This is a genomic window from Alteromonas sp. 009811495, assembly GCF_028865455.1.
In the GTDB taxonomy this organism is placed as follows: Bacteria; Pseudomonadota; Gammaproteobacteria; order Enterobacterales; family Alteromonadaceae; genus Alteromonas.
Genome location: NZ_CP113972.1, coordinates 1704768 through 1726151, shown reverse-complemented (window position 1 = coordinate 1726151; position 21384 = coordinate 1704768). Strand labels below are relative to the sequence as shown.

At 45.4% G+C, this 21384-nt stretch carries 18 protein-coding genes; 12 read left to right on the top strand and 6 right to left on the bottom strand.

What is annotated here, in order from left to right:
* The first annotated feature begins 109 nt into the window (after window positions 1-109).
* Genes OZ660_RS07875 through OZ660_RS07865 form a run of 3 tightly spaced genes read left to right on the top strand, consistent with a single transcriptional unit; the run spans window position 110 to window position 3669 of the window.
* Complete coding sequence (locus tag OZ660_RS07875; protein WP_274743111.1) at window positions 110-601, top strand: (2Fe-2S)-binding protein; 492 nt, start codon at window positions 110-112, stop codon at window positions 599-601.
* On the top strand, window positions 598-2895 hold the full coding sequence (locus tag OZ660_RS07870) for a xanthine dehydrogenase family protein molybdopterin-binding subunit (protein WP_274743110.1): 2298 nt from the start codon (window positions 598-600) through the stop codon (window positions 2893-2895). Before OZ660_RS07875 ends, OZ660_RS07870 begins: the two co-directional genes overlap by 4 nt.
* A 12-nt stretch (window positions 2896-2907) precedes the next feature.
* Window positions 2908-3669, top strand: a complete 762-nt coding sequence (locus OZ660_RS07865; RefSeq protein ID WP_274743109.1) for a hypothetical protein — start codon at window positions 2908-2910, stop codon at window positions 3667-3669.
* A 70-nt stretch (window positions 3670-3739) separates the two neighbouring features.
* On the opposite strand, the gene OZ660_RS07860 is transcribed toward OZ660_RS07865, so the two are convergent.
* Entirely contained in the window at window positions 3740-4234 is a 495-nt protein-coding gene (locus OZ660_RS07860; protein WP_274743108.1) for an acyloxyacyl hydrolase, read from the bottom strand.
* Between the two features lie 216 nt (window positions 4235-4450).
* On the opposite strand from OZ660_RS07860, the gene OZ660_RS07855 reads away from it, so the two are divergent.
* From OZ660_RS07855 to OZ660_RS07835, 5 genes are all read left to right on the top strand, one after another.
* Complete coding sequence (locus tag OZ660_RS07855; RefSeq protein WP_274743107.1) at window positions 4451-5095, top strand: NAD(P)H-dependent oxidoreductase; 645 nt, start codon at window positions 4451-4453, stop codon at window positions 5093-5095.
* Between the two features lies 1 nt (window position 5096).
* Window positions 5097-7028, top strand: a complete 1932-nt coding sequence (locus OZ660_RS07850) for a monovalent cation:proton antiporter-2 (CPA2) family protein (RefSeq protein ID WP_274743106.1) — start codon at window positions 5097-5099, stop codon at window positions 7026-7028.
* 135 nt (window positions 7029-7163) lie between these two features.
* Window positions 7164-8297: an efflux RND transporter periplasmic adaptor subunit gene (locus tag OZ660_RS07845; protein ID WP_274743105.1), complete on the top strand. Its 1134-nt coding sequence runs from the start codon at window positions 7164-7166 to the stop codon at window positions 8295-8297.
* A gap of 2 nt (window positions 8298-8299) precedes the next feature.
* Entirely contained in the window at window positions 8300-11347 is a 3048-nt protein-coding gene (locus OZ660_RS07840) for an efflux RND transporter permease subunit (protein WP_274743104.1), read from the top strand.
* Window positions 11348-11492: 145 nt separating this feature from the next.
* Window positions 11493-11918, top strand: a complete 426-nt coding sequence (locus tag OZ660_RS07835) for a hypothetical protein (RefSeq protein ID WP_274743103.1) — start codon at window positions 11493-11495, stop codon at window positions 11916-11918.
* Between the two features lie 104 nt (window positions 11919-12022).
* Here OZ660_RS07835 and OZ660_RS07830 read toward each other — a convergent pair whose 3' ends face one another.
* The 4 genes from OZ660_RS07830 to OZ660_RS07815 form a co-directional block, all read right to left on the bottom strand.
* Window positions 12023-12556, bottom strand: a complete 534-nt coding sequence (locus OZ660_RS07830; RefSeq protein ID WP_274743102.1) for a peroxiredoxin family protein — start codon at window positions 12554-12556, stop codon at window positions 12023-12025.
* A 134-nt stretch (window positions 12557-12690) separates the two neighbouring features.
* Window positions 12691-13515 carry a 2OG-Fe(II) oxygenase gene (locus OZ660_RS07825; RefSeq protein WP_274743101.1) on the bottom strand — a complete coding sequence of 275 codons (825 nt, stop codon included), beginning with the start codon at window positions 13513-13515 and terminating at the stop codon, window positions 12691-12693.
* A 10-nt stretch (window positions 13516-13525) separates the two neighbouring features.
* Window positions 13526-14863, bottom strand: a complete 1338-nt coding sequence (locus OZ660_RS07820) for an aldehyde dehydrogenase family protein (RefSeq protein ID WP_274743100.1) — start codon at window positions 14861-14863, stop codon at window positions 13526-13528.
* Window positions 14856-15659 (bottom strand): CmcJ/NvfI family oxidoreductase, encoded by an 804-nt coding sequence (locus OZ660_RS07815; RefSeq protein ID WP_274743099.1) that lies wholly within the window; start codon window positions 15657-15659, stop codon window positions 14856-14858. Before OZ660_RS07815 ends, OZ660_RS07820 begins: the two co-directional genes overlap by 8 nt.
* 87 nt (window positions 15660-15746) lie before the next feature.
* Here OZ660_RS07815 and OZ660_RS07810 point away from each other — a divergent pair, with 87 nt between their 5' ends.
* Entirely contained in the window at window positions 15747-16640 is an 894-nt protein-coding gene (locus tag OZ660_RS07810) for a LysR family transcriptional regulator (RefSeq protein ID WP_274743098.1), read from the top strand.
* Between the two features lie 24 nt (window positions 16641-16664).
* Here OZ660_RS07810 and OZ660_RS07805 read toward each other — a convergent pair whose 3' ends face one another.
* Window positions 16665-17249: a TetR/AcrR family transcriptional regulator gene (locus OZ660_RS07805; protein ID WP_274743097.1), complete on the bottom strand. Its 585-nt coding sequence runs from the start codon at window positions 17247-17249 to the stop codon at window positions 16665-16667.
* Between the two features lie 155 nt (window positions 17250-17404).
* Here OZ660_RS07805 and OZ660_RS07800 point away from each other — a divergent pair, with 155 nt between their 5' ends.
* From OZ660_RS07800 to OZ660_RS07785, 3 genes are all read left to right on the top strand, one after another.
* The gene (locus OZ660_RS07800) at window positions 17405-18559 is read left to right on the top strand and encodes an aromatic ring-hydroxylating oxygenase subunit alpha (protein WP_274743096.1); all 1155 of its coding nucleotides are present in this window, start codon (window positions 17405-17407) and stop codon (window positions 18557-18559) included.
* 66 nt (window positions 18560-18625) lie between these two features.
* A complete protein-coding gene (locus tag OZ660_RS07790; RefSeq protein WP_446698957.1) occupies window positions 18626-20158 on the top strand; it encodes an FAD-dependent oxidoreductase in 1533 nt (510 codons plus the stop codon).
* Window positions 20159-20351: 193 nt separating this feature from the next.
* A complete protein-coding gene (locus OZ660_RS07785) occupies window positions 20352-21368 on the top strand; it encodes an MBL fold metallo-hydrolase (RefSeq protein WP_274743095.1) in 1017 nt (338 codons plus the stop codon).
* The last annotated feature ends 16 nt before the right edge of the window (window positions 21369-21384 follow it).

Below are 21384 nucleotides of genomic sequence, written 5' to 3'. Positions count from 1 at the left end.
TTTTGACCTTAATAATAACAATATTCACGCAGGCAAAACAGACCGTTCACTCCAAGTATTTCCTTGGCGAGAGCATCACTAACCACTTAATCACACGGTGAATAAAACCATGATTGAATTTACGTTAAACGGAAAAACAGTGCGCACCGATGCCGCACAAGATACCCCTCTCGTATGGGTGATAAGAGACGAATTTGGTTTAAAAGGTACGAAATTTGGCTGTGGTGTTGCTATGTGTGGTGCCTGTACGGTTCATGTTGAAGGCAATGCCGTGCGCTCATGCTCCTATCCTGTTTCTTTGGTTAAAGGAAAAGTCGTAAATACCATTGAAAGCTTTAACAATGAGCACCCTCTTCAAAAAGCATGGGTAGAAGAACAAGTGCCGCAATGTGGCTACTGTCAGTCAGGGCAAATCATGCAGGCAGCGACGCTTCTTGATAGAAACCCTAGTCCAAGTGACCAAGATATCGTGAATCACATGAGCACTAACTACTGTCGCTGCATGGCATATGTACGCATTAAAAAGGCGATAAAGCGCGCTTCTACCAATACGGTAGAAATCTTTGACCCACGCACTACGTCTGAGGGAGAAAACGTATGAGCATAAAATCTTTAAGCCAAGCGAAAAAAGACAATATAAACCTTTCTCGTCGTTCGTTTATGGTGGGTACGGTAAACACAACACTGCTGATGGCTTTTGGCGCGTCAGCTATTCCTTCAGTTTTGTCAGCCAAAGAGGCGTTATCAAGCAAGACGTTCTCGCCCAATGTGTGGTTTGAAATGGACACTGCAGGAAATGTAGTGGTGAACATTGCCAAAGCCGAAATGGGGCAACATGTGGGTACGGCTATTGCTCGTATTCTGGCAGACGAACTGGAATGTGACTGGGACAAAGTGTCTATAGTGCATGTAGATACCGACCCCAAATGGGGCTACATGGTAACAGGGGGATCATGGTCCATTTTCCAAACCTATAAGCCCATGTCTCAGGCAGGCGCCGCTGGTCGACAAGTGCTTATTAACGCTGGCGCAACACTGCTTGGCGTCGACCCATCAAGCTGTAAAGCACAACAAGGCTTCATTGTTTCTGGTAACCAGAAAATTAGTTACGGAGATATTGTTGCAAAAGGAAATGTGGATAAAACCTATTCCGCCGATGAATTAGGTGCACTCGCTATTAAACCTGGGAACAAACGTCACCTCATCGGTATAGGCAACGATTATAAAGCGTTAGACATACCGCCTAAAACTAACGGTAGCGCCGTATACGGCATTGATGTTGAAGTAGAAAACATGCTGTACGCACGCCCTATCTTGCCCCCAACACGTTATGGAAGCACAGTCACTAATGTTGACGACAGCCAAGCCAAATCACTTCCTGGTTATAAAGGTTTTAAAATATTGACCGACCCTTCAGGTACTGTCGAAGGATGGGTTGCCGTTCTTGCCAACGACTATCCAACTGCCATAAAAGCGGTTGATAAAGTTAAAGTAAGTTACAACGCAGGTAAGACAGTTAATATTAGCGAAGCCGATATTCAAAAAGAAGGCGAGCGCATTTGTCGCGACCGTAGTGAAGGGACGCTTTTTGTTGATGAAGGCAATATTACACAAGCACAGAAAAATGCTGCTAGCAGTATTGAAGCTATGTATACCACGGCTACAGCGAGCCACTTTCAATTAGAACCACTAAATGCCATTGCTGAATTTAAAGAAGGCAAGTGGCACATTCATACGGGCAATCAGTGGCAAGGTCTTACCCTTCCAACTGTAGCAAAAGCCGCTGAAGTGCAAGATGCCGATGTAGTGATCCATCAGTACTACTTGGGTGGTGGTTTTGGACGTCGTTTATTTGGTGACTGGATAATTCCGGCACTATTGACCGCTAAGGCTGCGGGCCAGCCGGTGAAAATGTTGTTTATGCGTCCTGACGATACCATGTTTGATCAGCCTCGCTCAGCATCTACATCACTATTTAATGCCTCATTTGATGAGTCGGGCAAATTTACTGGTATGGAACATGCGCTAGCGGCTGGTTGGCCGACCTTGGCAATGGCGCCAGGCTTTATGCCTGACGGTGTTGATGGCAAAGGCAAGGTTGACCCGTTTTCAGCATCCGGTGCCGATCACTGGTACACCATGGAGCATCACCGAGCTCGCGTTATCAACAACAAAGTCGCGCAAGACACCTTCACTCCTGGCTGGTTGCGCTCTGTCGGTCAAGGTTGGATAGTTTGGGGCTTAGAGAGCTTTATCGACGAAATTGCTCATAAAGCAAAACAGAACCCTGTGGACTTCCGTCTTGCCATGTTGGACGGCAAGGGTAAACAAGCAGGTAAAGCACCAGAAAGTGTGGGCGGCGCTACGCGACTTGCCAATACTCTTGAAATACTCAAGAAAAAAACCGCGGGTGTGACGCTTGGCGACAATGAAGGTATTGGCTACAGCGTGACGGCAGGACAGGAACGAACCATGCCGGCATGGCTAGCGACAGCAGCTCACGTTCACGTTGATAAACGCTCTGGCAAAATTACATTGAAAAAACTGTGGGTAGTGGCCGATGCAGGTATTGTCGTTCACCCCGATGGTGCAATGGCACAAATGGAAGGTTCGCTGCTTTGGGGCACCAGCCTTGCACTGTTTGAGCACAACGAAATAAAGGACGGCTATGTTGCCAAGAAAAACCTGCATACCTACTTACCACTTCGTATGAACGACGTTCCAGAAATGGATATTGAGTTTGTTGAGAGTGACGAGTTTCCGGTTGGGCTTGGTGAACCTGGCGTTATTGGTGTTGCGCCCGCTGTAGGCAACGCTGTATTTGATGCCGTTGGCGTACGACTTCGTCACCTGCCAATGCTGGCCTCGCATGTTACCGATGCGCTAAAAGCATAAGGAGTGTTCACTATGAAAATAGCATTTAAGTCTGGGCTAATGATAAACCTAACGAGCGTTGTGGCACTATTAGCACTGTCAGTAACAGGATGCACAAATAACACTAGCGTGACAAACGCTAGTAGCGAACCGCTGCCAAAGGATGTAGCAACAGTAACCACGGCCTATACGGCTTACAAATCACAACCGAATGCCGAGACAGCATTTGCATACCTGTTTGATGTGGCCACCAGCCCACGGTGTGTAAACTGTCATGGTGTGGTTGAAAACGGCGCACATCGCCCAACGGTTGGTGACAACCGTACGCATCACCCAATGAACATCACTTCCATTAATAACCTTAAGATGGCTGTCCAAGATGGAAAATTTGTTCAGGTAGGTGAAACTAACCCTGTTAATTGTCGTGGTTGTCACCAAGATGAGAATGCGGATGAACCAGGTCGTCCACCCGGCGCGGCAAACGACCTGATGCCTGGTTTCGTGTGGCATATGCCGCCACCCACCATGATTATTGCGCGAGACGTAACGCCTGTGCAGCTTTGTAATAACTGGTTAAATCCGCAGCTTAATTCATTTTTGGCACAGCGGGGTGGACGTAATGATATGAAAACCTTCAAAAAAGAGTTTGAACATCACGTTAAAGACGACCCTCTCGTTAGATGGGCTTGGGCGCCAGGTCCAGGGCGCACGCCAGCACCGGGCACCCACGAAGACTTTGGCAATGCTATGACAGTTTGGATTGACGCAGGAGCCCCCTGCCCCAGTCAATCGTAATTAAACTATGGACCAATAAAAAACCGCGCATTCGCGCGGTTTTTTAAACAATGCCGAAGCGTAATGATGATTAAAAATGATAGTGTGCACTTAAGACAAATGATTCAGAACCCGGATTAATGTCGCCAAGGCCACCGTTTGAAATATGGCCAATTTCAGCTTCAAGTGAAATGCGTTCGTTCAATCGATAGAGGCCAGACAGTGAAGAGTAAAATTCAATAGTGTCACCTAAGTCTTCTGATTCATCTACTATGCCGGCGTGAAATGCAACACGCACTGTGAAGTCGCCCTGCTGGTAAACATCTTTAGCAACACCAGCAGCGAAGTAGTGCTGACCTTCGTCTGCGGTAACAAGTAAGACGGTAGGACGCAAACCGTAGTAATTTTGTAATGGTTTATGGATATAAGCAGTATGCACGGCGTAACGATCTGCTTCGTCAAATACGTTCCATACTGCACCGCCAACTTTAAGTTCGCTGCCTTGTGGAAGTGCAGACGCGGAGAATGTCATTAAAGAAGAAACTGCTGATAGTGCAACTGCAAGTGTTTTAAGGTGTGTTTTCATGGTTATACTGTTCTTAGCAAAGTGTTGAAGTAACGTTCCGTCAAATCCATTATTTTCGTCCGTGGGTGAATAATGGTAATCAAGTAACTTTTTTCAACCTAATAAACTTTGGTAACTTTATAACTTTGAAGAAATAGAAATTCGAAATTGATTTAACATCAACTAAACTTCTGAAATAAAAACAAAAGCAGCACTAAGCTCGCTTGGAAAACGTGTATGAATAGCGATAAAAATAGCGACATTGATGAAAATAAGAACAGTAAAAAGGTTTTAGTGCTTTTTGCTCACCCTGCGCAGACACGCTCTGAAGTTAACGTACCACTTTTTTCAGATGCACAAGCTAACAAGCATGTCACCGCGGTAGACTTGTATGCCGAATATCCCGATTTCAATATTGATATAGAACGCGAACAACAGCGGCTTGTCGATCACGACATCATTATTTTTCTGTATCCACTATATTGGTACTCAACGCCGTCAATTTTAAAAGAATGGCAAGATCTCGTGCTTGAATATGGCTTTGCCTATGGACACGAAGGTACGGCACTTAAAGGTAAACAGTTTTTATGTGCAATAAGCGCTGGCGGCAAAGAAGAAGCGTACCAAACTGACGGTTTTAATCACTTCACTATCCGTCAACTTCTCCAACCACTTGAACAAATGGCAAGTATTACCCATATGACCTACCTTGCGCCTTTTGCATTATTTGGTTCTCGCACCGCACAGGAAGAACATCGTATTAGCGATCACCGTCGAAAATGGACGACACTGCTCAATAAACTCGTCAAAGGCGAACTGAATATGGAAAAAGCAATGAACATCGAAAACCTAGCCGATTTGTGCACGCAGTCAGGAGAGTAAGATGACAGGCTATTTTCTTTATGCATTTATTTATCTAGTGGCTGCTGTTATTGCCGTTCCTATCGCTAAGCGACTAGGGCTTGGCTCTGTTCTAGGCTATTTAATTGCAGGTCTAATAATTGGCCCTGTATTCGGACTTGTAGGTGACGAAACTACAACCATTCAACACTTCGCCGAATTTGGTGTGGTGATGATGCTATTTTTAGTAGGTTTAGAACTTGAACCCCGCTCTTTGTGGGCCATGAAGTCAAAGCTTCTAGGCCTAGGTGGGTTGCAGCTTGGACTGACTGCGGCGCTAATAACCGCCGCCGCAATTGCACTGGGTCAGCCCTTTGGGATATCTCTGACAATAGGGCTCATTTTTGCTCTATCCTCTACCGCTATTGTACTGCAAACCTTTCAAGAAAAAGGGTTACAGCAAACAGAGGGAGGCAAAAGCGCGTTTTCGGTACTCTTGTTTCAAGATATTGCCGTCATCCCTATGTTAGCGTTAATCCCGTTGCTTGCTATTCCAGAGCTGGCATCCAGTGCAGCAGAGCACGGAGCAAGCGGCGAAAGCCACGATAGCTTGAGCCTAGTTGAGGGGCTTCCGCCGTGGGGCTACGGCTTAGTCATCATTGGCTCTGTCGCCTTTGTCACCGTGGGCGGTCACTACCTAAGCCGCCCCTTATTCAAATTTGTCGCTTCATCAAATTTACGTGAAATTTTCACGGCAACGGCACTGATGTTGATTATCGGTATTGCCGCACTGATGGGTTTAGTAGGCCTCTCCCCTGCACTGGGCGCGTTCTTAGCGGGCGTTGTGCTTGCCAATAGCGAGTTTAGGCACGAGTTGGAGGCAAACATTGAGCCTTTCAAAGGGCTGCTGCTTGGGCTCTTTTTTATCACAGTCGGTGCAGGCATTAATTTTGGGGTACTGTCGGACAACGCAGCATTGATAGCTGGCCTTACTATTGCGGTAATGCTGGTAAAAGCCATAGTACTTTATGTGATTGCCGTCGTATTTAAGTTGCGCGATAGCAATAAATGGCTGTTTACGCTTAGTTTGGCACAGGCGGGTGAATTTGGCTTTGTATTATTAAGTTTTGCATCGCAAAACTATGTACTACCCAGTGATATTATTTCTGTTCTGTCTTTGGTTGTCGCCATTTCTATGTTCTTGACCCCTGGGCTTTTCATCTTGTTCGACAAGGCCATTATGCCTCGCTATAAAGGCAGTAAAACAGAACGTGAACAAGACACCATAGAAGAACAAGGCTCGGTTGTAATTGCGGGTATAGGGCGCTTTGGTCAAATTATTAACCGCTTACTGGTGGCCAATGATGTAAAAACCGTGGTCCTTGATATTCGCTCAGAACAAATTGATCTGATTAGGCGTGTTGGTACAAAAGCCTATTTTGGTGATGCATCTAAGCCGGATATTTTGCACACAGCAGGTGCTCACGACGCCTCTTTGTTAGTTATCGCCATCGATGATAAGGACACAGCTGCCGAAATGGTAAAGTACGCCAAGCATGCCTACCCCAATGTTAAGGTACTTGCTCGCGCATTCGACCGCGGTCACGGATATCGATTGCGCCAGCTGGGTGCTGATTATGTTGTGTCAGAAACATATCATTCCGCACTGGAAATGGGCGCAGAAGCACTGCGTTCACTGAATATTCACCCCTTCCATGTTGAACGCCAAAAAATGGCCTATAAGAATATTGAAGACCAACAAAACGATGTGCTGTATCACGCGTGGATTGACGATGCCAGTGGTGAACGCGTTGACAATAACTACCTAAAACTATTTATTGAACTCGAGTCGTTAATTGAAAGTGCATTGAAAGCAGATTTGCATGACAAACACTCAAAAATGCGGGGCTGGACGCCACCGCCGAAAGGCTACGCTGAAAAACTTGAGCACGATGAAATGCCTGACAATAAATAAGGTACCGCACATATTTTGAAGTTTGCATATAAAAAGCTGATCGAAACCACCGCTAAACGCTATAACTGTAATTACACTATGCTTTTGCGTGTTGCTTTGCAGCAATTACACACATCACCAATACGGAGAGTTATCATGCCGCTTTTTAAGGGTAGTTTCCAAAATACCGCATCATCCATAGGTCTTGCCATTGTTGTTCTTTGTGGCTTAAGTGCTTGTGAAGATGCACCTGCTCCACCTAAGGCCGTATCTTCAACACCGGTTACTTTGTACAAGGTGCAGCATTCAGATGAAACTATTGCTAAGTTTCCCGGTCAGGTTGAAGCGGCAGAATACTCAAACTTATCTTTTCGAGTTGGTGGAAAGCTGCAAGAGCTACTGGTCAAAGCGGGTGAAGAAGTCACCGAAAACCAACTTATTGCGCGCTTAGACGACCGCGATGCAAAAGCACAACTGGCAACTGCTCAATCTCAATTCGATGTGACATCTGCCATGTTTAAACGCATGGAAGCTTCGGTGGAAAAAGGTGCTGTAAGTCGCTCTACCTTCGATGAAGCAAAAGCCAATTTCTTGTCCGCCAAAGCCAGTCTAACCAACGCAGAAGATCAGCTTAGTTATACCGAACTTCGTGCTCCGTTCGCAGGGCTTATTGCATCTGTCCCCGTTGAAAACTACCAAGTGGTTGTGCCGCAGCAAACCATTGCTGAACTTCATATGCCAGGGGCAATTGACGTGACATTTCAACTACCTGAACAAAAAATGCGTATGATTGACCGCTCAAGAGCAAAAGCAAACCGTAGTTCTGAAATTGCCTGGGTGACGTTCTCTGGTATGCCAGAAAAGCGCTATGGTGCAATGTATAAAGACCATGAAAGTACCACTCGCCAAGGCGAACTGAGCTATGAAGTTACCCTTACGCTACCGGAACCTGAAGATATCAATGTTCTGGCGGGTATGAGTGCTACCGTCCTACTTGATATGTCAAAGCTCATCGAGTCAGACGCGAAATTGTGGTTAGTGCCTTTTGGCGCGGTGGTTACCGACAATGCTGAACCTGACAAAGCCATTGTATGGCGCTTCAAATCAGAGGGTGATAACGGCCAAAAAGGCACTGTGGAGCCAGTTGAAGTCATGATCACGCGAGGTATCTCTAACGGCTTATTAGTTGAGGGGCCGTTAAACGATGATGACAGAATTGTCGCAGCCGGTGCCCATCTTGTGAAAGACGGACAGCAAGTTACGGAGTGGACGAAAGAAGGAGGCCTGTAGCCATGGTCGAGTATTTCTTTCGCCAAAAAGTTATTAGCTGGATGGTGGCTATCATCCTTGGACTAGGTGGCATTGTCACTTTCCTTGGATTGGGGCAGTTAGAGTTCCCTGAATTCACCATTAGAAACGCGTTGGTTATCACGCAATACCCCGGGGCAACACCGGAGCAAGTTGAAGAAGAAGTTACCCTTCAATTAGAGAAAGCCATTCAGCGCATACCCAACGTTAAACGGGTAAGTTCGGTCAACATGGTCGGCTCGTCTCAAATTACCGTTGAACTGAAGAGCAGTGTTCAAGAAAAAGATTTAGAACAATATTGGGATAACCTACGACGAAAAATAAGTGATGCCCAGGCATCCCTTCCCCCAGGCACCAGCACGTCTATCGTAAACGACGATTTTGGTGATGTATTTGGTCTACTGATGACCCTTAGAAGCGAAGACTATACGCTGAAGCAAATGGAAGACTTTGCTGATTTAATGCAGCGAGAAATTCAGCTTGTAGAAGGGGTGAAAAAGATTTCTATTGCCGGCACGGTGAACGAGCAAATTATTGTTTCACTCGACCACGACAAGATGAAAGCCTTAAATGTATCAACTGAAGCTATCGCAGGGCTTTTGACAGCACAAAATATCGTGGGAAATGCGGGCTCTATTAAAGTTCAAGGCAAACGACTTTCTATTCAGCCCACCGGCGAGTTCGATAACTTAGAAGCCCTTGGCCAAGTGGTTATTGGCTCGCCAGCAAGCGGATTGATTAGGCTCACTGATATTGCCACCATTGAGCGCACGCTGAATGATACCCCCTCTATTTTGTATCACAGTAGCGGCGCACCTGCCCTTTCCATTGGTGTATCTTTTGCGTCAGCGGTCAACGTAGTAGATGTTGGTAAACGCCTTGAGGCAAAAATTGCTGAACTAGAAGCGCGCATGCCTCTTGGCATGGAATTAACGACGGTTTACAACCAACCCACTGTAGTCGATGACTCTGTAACAGGGTTTCTCATCAATCTAGTAGAAGCTGTCGCCATTGTTATCTTCGTATTGCTCTTGTTTATGGGCTGGCGAAGCGGCGTATTGATGGGGCTCATTTTGGTACTCACCATCCTAGGTACCTTTATCCTGATGTCCATAAAAGGCATTGAGCTTCAAAAAATCTCCCTTGGTGCCCTTATTATTGCGTTGGGCATGCTAGTTGATAATGCAATTGTGGTTACAGAAGGCATGCTTATTGGCGTTCGCAAGGGGCAAACCAAGCTGCAAGCAGCGAAAGATGTTGTATCGCAAAACGGACTACCGCTCTTAGGAGCAACCGTTATAGCTATTACCGCTTTTGCGCCTATAGGACTTTCACCTGACGCCACTGGTGAATTTGTCGGATCGCTATTCTGGGTGCTTTGCTTCTCACTATTTTTAAGCTGGATAACAGCACTCACTATTACGCCTTTCTTTTTCGATTTGCTATTCAAAACTGAGAAAGAACAAGGAAGCAGTGAAGATGACGACCCTTACAAGGGGATTATATTTACCGTTTACAAGCGCTTTTTGACGGCGGCCATTAATTTTAGGTACGTCACTATTGTCATTGTACTTCTAGCATTGGTGGGAGGTGTTGCCTCTAGCAAATTCGTTAAAAATGCCTTCTTCCCCGACTCCTCAACCCCGCTTTTCTTTGTTGATTTGTGGCTACCTGAGGGTAGCGATGTTCTCACCACTGAGCAGTCTATACGCCGTTTAGAAAACCGCGTTATGCAGATGGAAGAGATTGCTAATGTTACCAGCGTAATTGGAGGTGGAGCACAGCGACTAACCCTTACCTATGCCCCGGAAGACAGATACGCCAGTTACGGCCAGCTAATTGTTGAAACCAATACAGTTGAATCACGTGATGCGCGCATGCGTGAAATTATTGAACTCGTTAGAGAAGATTTCCCTAACGTGCAATACAAAGTAAAAGCATTACAAGTTGGACCTTCTGCCAAAGCGGCAATAGAAGCGCGTATTTACGGCCCAGAACCAGAAGTGCTGCGAGAAATAAGCAGCGATATCGAAGCCATTTTTAATGCTGAGCAAACTATGGACAGCGTAAGGCTATCTTGGAGCAACAAGGTGCCTTTTGTGGAGCCTGTTTTTCTTGAAGAGCAAGCTCGCCGAATTGGCGTTACCAGAGATGCGGTACACACGGCATTCTTACTCAACAACGAGGGACAGAGCGTCGGCCTATATCGCGAAGGTAGCGACTTAATACCCATTGTCATGCGTAACGACCCTAACCAGCGCTACGACATAGACAACCTTGCGTCGCTTAATGTGTGGAGCCAAGAACAAGGTAAATATATCAGCATGGCCGATGTAATCAGTAATGTTGACGTAAGCCTGGACAACCCGATTATTAAACGCAGAAATAGAGTAAGGATGTTAGCGGTCTATGCCGAACCTCTGCCTTTATCCGGTGAAACGGCCGCTAGCGTGCAAGCCAAAGTACGCCCATTGGTAGATGAACTAACGCTACCAGACGGTTATAGCATTGAATGGGGCGGCGAATATGAAACGTCTCGCGATGCACAAAAGGCGCTTTTTGCTAGTATGCCAATTGGCATTATCGGTATGTTTATCATTACCGTATTACTGTTTGGTAAGTTGCGACAAGCATTGGCCATTTGGGGGGTAATCCCTCTTACCACCATCGGTATTATTGGCGGCTTAGTGCTTGTGGGTGCGCCATTTACCTTCATGGCTCTGTTAGGCAGTTTAAGCCTAATTGGCATGGTGCTTAAAAATGGTATTGTACTGATGGAAGAAATAAACGTGCAATCAAGGGGTGATGGTGATGCATTTACTGCTGTTATCAACGCTTCAGTATCACGTGTACGACCGGTATCTATGGCAGCAATTACCACCATCTTGGGGATGATCCCGCTGTTTTCCGATGCGTTCTTTGCATCTATGGCGGTAGTAATAGTGTTTGGCTTAACGGTTGCAACGGTACTCACACTGCTTATTTTGCCAGTGTTGCACTGCACCTTTCATGGTATTAAGGCAGAAAAATAAGCGCCGACTTCAAGTATATGTGTGCAAGAAGGAGCACTAGCCTCGAAAAGCAAAGTGCCATACTATAAGCCAATAAAGCCAGCGTAAGCTGGCTTTTTACTATTTGATTTTGTTTGATAACTACCCAGTGGTAACGGAAAAAGTTATGAGAGAACTCGCCAAACTAAAAGGCTATTATTTTACAGCGGTCGTTAGCCTACTGTTTGCTGTTATTGGCTTTACTTACAACGCATGGCGCATGGAAGTGTCTGAGAGTAATAACAATGTGCGTACTGCGTCATTTGAAGTACTTAAAGCGCTAGCGGAACTAGAACGCAATGTATTTGCCGCACACTACGACCAAGACTCTATAAAAGGAAACCCAAGAGAGGGCTGGGTGCAAGTGGGGTTAATTTCCGACCTGAGCGTTCTTATCGACCCCAAGGTTGAAAGCAAGGCAAATGTATTGAAAACCCAATGGGGACAAAACTGGGAAATGCTTCCAACTACAGAATCGTCAGCGACAACCGTCGTCGCAGCCATTGACGAAGTACGTGTAGAGATAAAGGATGTGTTATCGTCACTGCAATAAATAGCAGACCAAAGCGAACTTCAGGCTATGCCTATCGCTCGCTTTGGCTCAACGCCGACTATGCGTTCTAAACGTTCTAAACGTTGACGTTTACGGCACAGTTTTTAATAAGCAAATGTACCTCTAATTGGATAGTTATTATTTGGGTCGCGTATCCAATTTAAACCGTTTGCTAACGCACCTAACTCTGGGCGCACAAATGGGTTGTTTGAAAGGTCCACCACATGCAAGTTGCCCTCTTCGTTTACAACAAACAAGCCTGGCTCGGCAAAATTATGATCGGTTTCTTGCTCAGAGCGCGGTATTGAGATGTAGACACCAAGCGCCTTCATTTGCGCTTCTGTTAAGCCGTAGGCGACAGGGAAATTTACCGATACTTGGGTTAACTGCCGACGCATTTGCGCTTCAGAATCAGCCGACACGGCAATAATATCAACACCAGCTTGCGCAAAATGCTCTTTGTATTCTGCAAGCTGGTTTAGATAACGAGTACACAACGGGCAGTGACGACCGCGGTATACAAAAACCGCTTGCCACGTAAAGCCATCACGTGGTTGACCTAAGGTAACTTGATTACCTTCGCTGTCTGTTACTTCAATAGACGGAAATGCATCACCTGCATTTAATTTAACTGACATTTGTTTTCTCCAAATCGATTAATAGCTGAGGCATTTTATGGCTGATGTTGCCAAACATCGCGCCTGTGTATGATATTAGGGAGTCTTAGCACTAATACAATGAGTAGCATTTTTGTAACTACCCTGAGCCTCCCTTAAAGTTCGAATAGCATATCGGTACGTATAATGTATTTTACGCCTTTGGTTATTGGCGTTGAGCTGTGTAAACAGTGTAAAGGATGTCGCCCGTGAGGAAATAAAAGTACTCCTCCAGTAGGTGTTCTAACATTTACATGAGCTTGCTTGTCGCCGCGTCGAGCAGGCTCACCCGGCTTATCTGCATTAACAAGAAATTGTGTTTCACCTCCCTCGAAATCATCGTTGAGCAAAATAAGAAATGTCATTTTGCTGTATCTGTCTGAGTAAGCATTGGTGACCAAATTATTGCCAACAACTTTTGATCCTGGCCAATCTCCATCAATATGAAATTTAAAATAATCACCTTCTTGATAGCGATAAAAACGAAACCGAGTATTAATACCTAGCGGTTTTTTACCATCAAATATCGACAAGTGTTGCTCTGCCAGCGCAGATACGCGTTGCCATATACGTCGCTCTGTCGCATCGTCAACCACAATAGTTACATTGTCGTTATGACGAATCTCGCGAGGAAGCGAGACCGCGGCATCTTTCAGATAGCCCAACGCTTCAGATGTTTCGATAAAGCGGCGGCACTCGGCCTCACTGAAAACATTGATCAATTGGTATGCACCTGGCACTTCAGCGATATCATTGCGTGTTGCCAAGAGGCCTTGGTCTGCTTTTGCATTAGCCTCGCTTGAATCCGCGTCAAAATTTACGCTTTTTCCAGCGTCTACTGAATCAAGTAAAAAGGCGTTGTCGCGTTTCGCGGCCCATGTAGGAATAGCAGGGTTTTGAGCTCCGGGCTCACGTGCAATAACGAAAAAGTTCTCTTTCATCTCTAGTCTCCTATGCGCTTATTACTTGCACTTGGGTAAACTGTCTATGCCCATCTAGAGAGCCGTGATACCCATAGCCACTTTCTTTCGCTCCTACCCAGGGTGCATCTCCCGCTCCTACACCAGCGTTAATACCCACCATACCGGCTTCCATGTTTTCAGCCACGTAACTGGCGTTTTGACGACCAAATACAACCGCGCCTAAACCTAGGTTAGAATTGTTAGCATGTGTAATTGCCTCATCAACGTCCTTAAATGAGGCAATGGCGATCACTGGGCCAAAGGTTTCTTCGTTCGACATCAACATACTTTGTGTTAACCCAGCAACAACGGTTGGCTGAATGAACGGTGGATGATAATCATCACTTCCCAACAAAAACTCAGCGCCCTGTTGCTTAGCATCAACCAGGTGTCTTATCACGTGTTGATGCTGTTTTTCATTAACCAAGGGCCCAATATTGACACCCGCTAAGTCCCAAGGTCCGACTGAGTACTGAGCGGCAATATTGACCACCCGCTCACAGAATTCATCATAAATAGCTTCGTCTACGTAGATACGCTCGGTAGACGTACACATTTGCCCGGAGTTTTCAAACGAGCTGGCTACGGCGAAACGCGCCGCGGCATTGATGTCCGCATCGTTAAGCACAATCATGGCGTCATTACCTCCTAACTCCATAACCAAGCGATGAAGTTTGGGTGCGGCTGTTTTCATGATGTGTTTTCCCGCTTCAACGGAACCTGTGAAAGCGACCATATTTATGTTGCTTTGCACCAAAGCCTTACCGACTTCACCGTCACCATGAACAATATTCAGTACCCCTTCGGGTAAAACGCGATTCAGCGTGCTCACAAACAGATCCGCAACCAAAGGCGTATTTTCAGAGGGTTTCAGCACTACCGTGTTACCAGCAACCAATGCTGGTACAAGCAAGTTATTCGCCATGGCTAAGGGATAGTTCCACGGCGAAATAATGCCAACAACGCCAAGCGGACGATAATGGATTTGTGTTCCACTTGGCTTTCTAATCGGGCTTCCCGCTTGAACCACTTCTTGGCTGAAGTAAGCTGCGCTTTGCATTACCCCCATTACTTCATAAGTTGCTCTGCGTTTATCTTTTCCCATTTCCTGTGAAATCAAAAAGATTAGCTTTTCAGCTACACTTTCAAGGGCGCTGAAGGCTTCTTTGACTATGCTTGCCCTTTGCTGAGCGGTGTACTTACGCCAAGCCTGTTGTGCTATGCGCGCTTTGCCTACCGTGTCCTCGACCGCACTTCTACTCGCAATTTCTACGCGCCCAATTTCCTTACCATCAAGCGGATTAGTCGATACCAGTGGATTACTCATTCTTATCTCCTGAAAATACAATTGCTCTAATCTCTATGCTTGTGCGCGGTGGTAATAACTCTCCTTGCTGATTGTTTATAACTTCGACGGCAGAATGAGGAACACCAAACATGCCTTCTGGAAGCGTCGAGTCGAACACCTTAAATAACAAGCCTTCACCAGGAGCCATATCAGATTGGTAATACCAGCGGTGTTTTGGGCTGTAACTAATCGCCGCTAATTCACCAACTCTGTCGGGGTAAATAAGTTTTAAACGGTGAAAATCACTTTGCTGCACTGTTGCCAAATCAACTATTGCAAGAGGCAATGATTTAACCACGCGGTGTACAGGTAACCACAAATTGACCAGCTTATAGTTGCGTGTTCGAAGCTGTGGCTTATCTTTTGTTTCTGCAAGCATACGATGCTCAGCTGACGTATTTGTATAGTCGTTGTGTACCGTTTTTACTGGGGCTCTGTTATGGGTGGTTTTCTCAGTGCGCGTGGTAGAGCGGTAAGTATGATCGAAAATTTGAACATGTTTGGTATCAAACTTGCGCTGCAAAAATGTAATTACAGAGGGGTATAGCTGCGCTATCACTGCTTCGTCATTCTCAAAGTGATTGAAAACCGGTGCAAATCTCACGACTTCAAAACCGTTTGTATCAATTGAAAACTCGCGCTTGCTTTCACGCATATCAGTGATATCGATATTTCGCTTATCAATTGATGTGGTCAATTCCGAAGCGCCAGGCCCTTGATAGGTTTGGTCGTATTCCAATGTACCTTGGGGTAATACATAATTTACAGAAAACATGATTCATTCCTCAATATCGCTTTGATGAGTGAATGATAAAGCCCGAGATGATACAATAAAATCAAGTAACCCATGTAACTGATACAAGTGAAACCAAGCAAACCTATAGAAATCAAACAGCTGAAGATATTGCTTGCCCTAATTAAGGAAAAGAATTTATCGAAAGTGGCCGAGCAATTAGGGATGTCTCAGCAAGCAGTGAGTGAACACTTAAGAAAATTGCGTTCAGCATTCAACGATAGGTTATTTATTAGAAGTGGCAGTGGTGTAGAACCCACTGCGTTTACTGTTGCGCTTCAGCCAAAATTGATTGCGGCCATTGAAGCGGTAGACGGTCTGCTTACACCCGACACATTTATACCCGCATCGACCAAAGCGACTTTCACACTAAGCTGTACCGACTTCGAGCAAGTTTCGCTGCTTCCCAAAGTACTCAGTGTTATTAGAAAAGAAGCGCCCTTTTTAAAGATTGCAGTGAAAAAACTAGAGCTAGACACACTAGCTGCAGATTTAAAAAACGGTGATGTAGATGTTGCTCTCACCAACCCCGCATTTGCGCCGAGCCACTATCCATGCGAAACACTTTATAATGAACACTATACCTGTGTAGCTTCATCAAAAAATAATCAGGTTTCATCGTCAATGAGCATTGAAAGTATTGCCAACATTCCACAGGTGGTCGTGTCCCCCTCAAGAGGTGATTTTAGTGGGGCAATACAGCACTGGTTTGAATCACAAGGCCACCCTCGCAATGTTATGATGACCTTTCCTACTTTTTCTGCTGCAATAGCAGCTATCCACAGTACAGACCTGTGCGGATTTATTCCAAGCGCCCTGCTTCCCGACTCTCGCCTTCAAATGATAGAGATCGCTTCCCTCCCTCCTCAATTTGATGTAATTAGTATCTGGCACCAGCGCTTGTCCAGCGACCCCTTAACTCAGTGGATACGCGGTATCATTCGCGATGCAGCCAATAGTTAATAATCAACGCCTAATGCTGAATGGCTATGTATCAAAGATGATCCCTCTTAACATCGCCATGTGTTGCTGTTCGTGTAGCTTCCGTTCTTCGCGCGTATAAAGCTTATCGAGCGTAGGGCGGGAAACGACGTAGTATTGCGTTGCGCCCAACAAGTGGTACACAAAAGCAAGCGGTGAGTGCTCTACAAAATCCCCCTTTTGCTGCCCGCTATCTACAATGGCAACAATCTCATCAAGAAAAGGGCGCAAAAACCACTTATTTGCTTGTTCAGCGCGTTCGCGATTATCGAGTAACTCTCGCATGAGCAAAATGATCACTCTTAGTCGTTCTTCATCAGCGCGTATCATCTTTTCAAATAGTGCAAATAGCTGTGTTTGCGCATCGTCAGATTCAGTTTTGATTTCCGTTATCAGGTCGATAAGATGATTAGCCGCCTGTGCTAACACAGCAGCGTAAAGCTTTTCTTTTGATGGAAAATGATGAAGCAAACCCTGCTTACTTACACTCACCTCCGCGGCAACGTCATTAATACTAGTGCCATAGAAACCATTTTTCGAAAAAAGAATAGTGGCGGTATTCAATAACTTGTCTTTCGTTTTTAACTTCACTTCGTCGTTCCAACGCTAAAAGTGTTAATACAATGTTGACAGCTTACCACTTGGTAGGTATTTTGTAAAAACCTACCAAGTGGTAAGTTAACTTGAGGAATGTATAAAGCGTTTGAATAACCAAAACGTACGCTTCCCGTTTTAGGAGTGACATCATGAATACCGATATCGAAAAGTTGTTGATAAAGAGCGCGAAACAAAATGTAGCGAATAAAACTACCTCACTAGGTGATATTGAGGTGCGTTCAGACACCAACAGATATACCAGTCAATCTCGATTTAACGATGAAGTAAAAAAGGTATTCAATACGTTGCCAACCATTGTGGCTCACGTCTCTGAAGTGAGAGAGCTTGATAGCTATAAAGAAATTAAGACGACCATGGGGTCCTTAATTGTTAGCCGAGACTCCAACAATCACGTGCATGTGTTTAGAAACGCTTGCCGGCATAGAGGTGCGAAATTGGTAGAAGGTTCAGGGTGCACCAAGCAGTTTGTGTGCCCCTACCACGCATGGTCATATACTACAGATGGTACCCTAAACAACATTCCTGGCCACCAGCACTGCTTTCCTAATACTCATAAGTCAGACAATGGCTTGATAGTAGTCCCCAGCATCGAAATGTATGGTTTCATTTGGGCATGCCCAAGCGTTGCTGAAAATGAAGATATCAAAGCCCATTTAACGAGTCACTTGGCTGGCATGAATGCACACCTTGAGTGGCTAAAAGCAGATGAGTTGACGCACTTCAAACGCTTTACCAAGGTATGGAAGGGTAATTGGAAACTCTTTTCTGAGGGCGGGCTTGAGACTTATCACTTTGCATTTGCACACAAAGAAACCATAGCGCCGTTTTTCTACAACAATGTGGCAGTAATAGATAAGGTTGATATGCATTACAGGGTAGTCATGCCCACAAAAAACCTGTCGTCTGAAGCGGCACAAGCAACAGATGATTTATCGCTGCACGACTACAGCCATACACTATTTATGCTGCTTCCGAATACAGCGCTGCTTATACAAAAAGAACATGTGGAATTTATAAGCTTTCGTCCGCTAAGTGCGGGTGAAACCGAGATAACGATTACGACTTTAATTCCCAAAAACGTCGATCTCAGCGATATTAATCAGCTTCGCCATTGGCAGAAAAATCACGACATCACAAATACCACACTTAACGAAGACTGGGCATTGGGCGAGTCTATTCAATCGTCGTTAGAAAGCGGCGCCCTGCCCTACATTCAATACGGTAAGAACGAGTGGGCTTTACACTCCTTCAATGAAGAGCTTGATGCACTTCTTTCAGTGTAACGACTGTTTTGCATAAAAAATTGTCTTTAGTGGCTATGAAACAAAAGGCTCGGTGAGGTAGAAGCTATGTCGCAGTATAGAATTTGGGAATGTCAGGCGTGTGGTTGGCTTTATGATGAAGAAAAAGGCTGCCCGGAAGAAGGTTTGCGCCCCGGTACTAAATGGGAAGATATTCCTGACGATTGGTGCTGCCCTGAATGCGGCATTAGTAAGCGTGATTTTCAAATGAAACAGGTGGCTGAAACGAGCGAAGTTGAGCAAATGAACACTCAATACGGATCGCTCCCACTCTTTCACAGTGAAAGCCCTGCAGGAATAAAACCGTTAGCCAGCAAACGAACTCAGAACAACGACGCAAGCGGCGCTCCCATCGTGGTTATAGGTTCGGGCATGGCGGGCGTTAACTTTGTAAAGTCGTATCGTCGACACGATAAACATACGCCTATTGTTGTAATTTGTGCAGATGATGGCGCGATTTACAGCAAACCTCAGCTGTCTAATGCCTATGCGCAGCAAAAAAGTATTGCCGCGCTTACCCAAAGTTCAGCCATAGAGTTTTCGCGCCAATATAACGTTAGGCTTTTTACTCATACGTTGGCAGAACGTGTAGATACACAGGCAAAGTGTGTGTTACTTCAAGGAGGCGGAGCGCAACCTTACGATAAGTTGGTTCTAGCCACAGGTTCATCGGCTATCACGCCCTCTATTGAAGGTAACGCAAACCACAAGATTCGCGCTGTAAACAACTTAAGTGATTACGGGCAGTTTGTCACTGAAGCCGCGCACGTGCGCCACGTTACTATTATGGGTGCAGGCCTAATTGGCTGTGAGTTTGCAGATAACCTGCTTCGCGCAGGACTCGGCGTTAGCATTGTTGACCCGAACCCCAGTGCGCTCTATTCGCTTCTGCCCCATGAAGCGTCACTTTCACTAACTCAGTCTCTAACAGAAGCAGGTGCCGATTTCCATTTTGGTACGACGGTGTCGCGTATTGAAAATCGCGAGCTGGGCACTAAGGTGATACTGGCTAACGGACGGCGCTTTAATAGCGATCTTGTACTATCGGCAATTGGCGTACAACCCAACATAGAATTAGCGTTGCGTTCTGGTATTTCGTGCCAGCGTGGTATTTTAGCTAACAGTCATCTAGCAACATCGGTTCAAGATGTATTTGCCATAGGAGACTGTGCCCAAGTTTCAACGCAACGCGTTGCTGCTAGTGATGATGCAAGCCCCATTAAAGATAATACCGACCAGATTGGTGCAGTTCTGCCCTATGTCGCGCCACTGTTAAACCAAGTTAAGTTACTAGCCTTAAACATGGCCAACGAGATAATACATGGGAAAAAACCCGCGCATTTGTCTTACCCCATAATGCCAATCGTTGTGAAAACCAGCTGCCACCCTATCAACATGGTACTCCCCATTCATACGACTGCTGGCCACAATCGATGGGTAGTAGAAGAACAAGATAGTGACGGCGTTAGTGCAAGGCTACTCGATAATAAGTTCAACACCATCGGCTATGTGTTGACAGGCAAATACGTAACCAACGAGCGCTGTAACACATACACCACCCTTATTCCCAATAGAGATTAGCTTATCTCCACGGCTGCCTTGAAAACGTTGATAAATGGCTATGCCGATTCAAAAACAACCAAAATTACACTAAGTAGTTTACTTTTGAGCAAAAACAAGTATTATAAATAAACTACACCGTGCAGTATACTTTTATTAAGGTGAGATAATGCTTGCTTATCGTCGCACTTGCTTTGTTATTGGAGTTTTATTTATGACGTCGTTTTGCGGTTGCTCAAAAGCTATTGCAGAGAATGCCCCACTACCTGAAAAATTCAGCAATACCCACATCACTTACCAAACATCACTAGGTGATATGTGGAAGATGTTGAAAGCCTATTGGCGCGACGACAGAAAGGCAGCAACGCCTACATTTGAAATTCCGGTTGTTCCGCTTGATATCGACATGCTTGATGCGGTTGAAGAAGACAGCATTGTGAAACTTGGACACTCAACCACACTGCTCAAAGTTAACGGCGAGTACATTCTTATTGATCCTGTTTTCAGTGAACGCGCCTCGCCTGTGCAGTGGATGGGACCAAAGCGATTTCATGCATCGCCCATTAATATAGAGGCCCTGCCCGAGTTGGCGGCGGTTATTATTAGTCATGATCACTACGACCACTTAGATAAGGGCAGCATAGAAATCCTTAAACACAAAACGAGACAGTTTGTCATGCCACTTAAAGTTGGAAATCACTTGCGTGACTGGGGTGTAAAGAACAGTAAAATAACCGAGTTGGACTGGTGGCAAAAAACAATATTGAGTGGCGTCGAGATAGTTGCAACGCCTTCTCAGCACTTCTCTGGACGCGGATTGTTTGATAGGGATGAAACACTCTGGGCTAGTTGGGTAATCCGTAGTACCACCACGAACGTGTTTTATAGCGGAGATTCTGGTTATTTCGATGGCTTTAAAGACATTGGTGATAAGTATGGGCCATTTGATTTATCGCTCATTGAAACCGGAGCATACAACGAGCTGTGGTCAGATATTCATATGCTTCCGCATCAGAGCCTTAAAGCCCATATCGATGTGCAAGCCAACGTAATGATGCCGGTACATAACAGTACGTTTGACTTGGCCTTGCACAATTGGAATGAACCTCTGGTTAAAATAACTGCCCTTGCTGAAAAGCAACGAGTGCCTGTGAGTACGCCAATTTTTGGTGAGATTATTCCAATCGCAAATGCGGCAGAAGCACCTAACAAAGTATGGTGGGAAGAATAAAAGTAGGTCTCTTCCC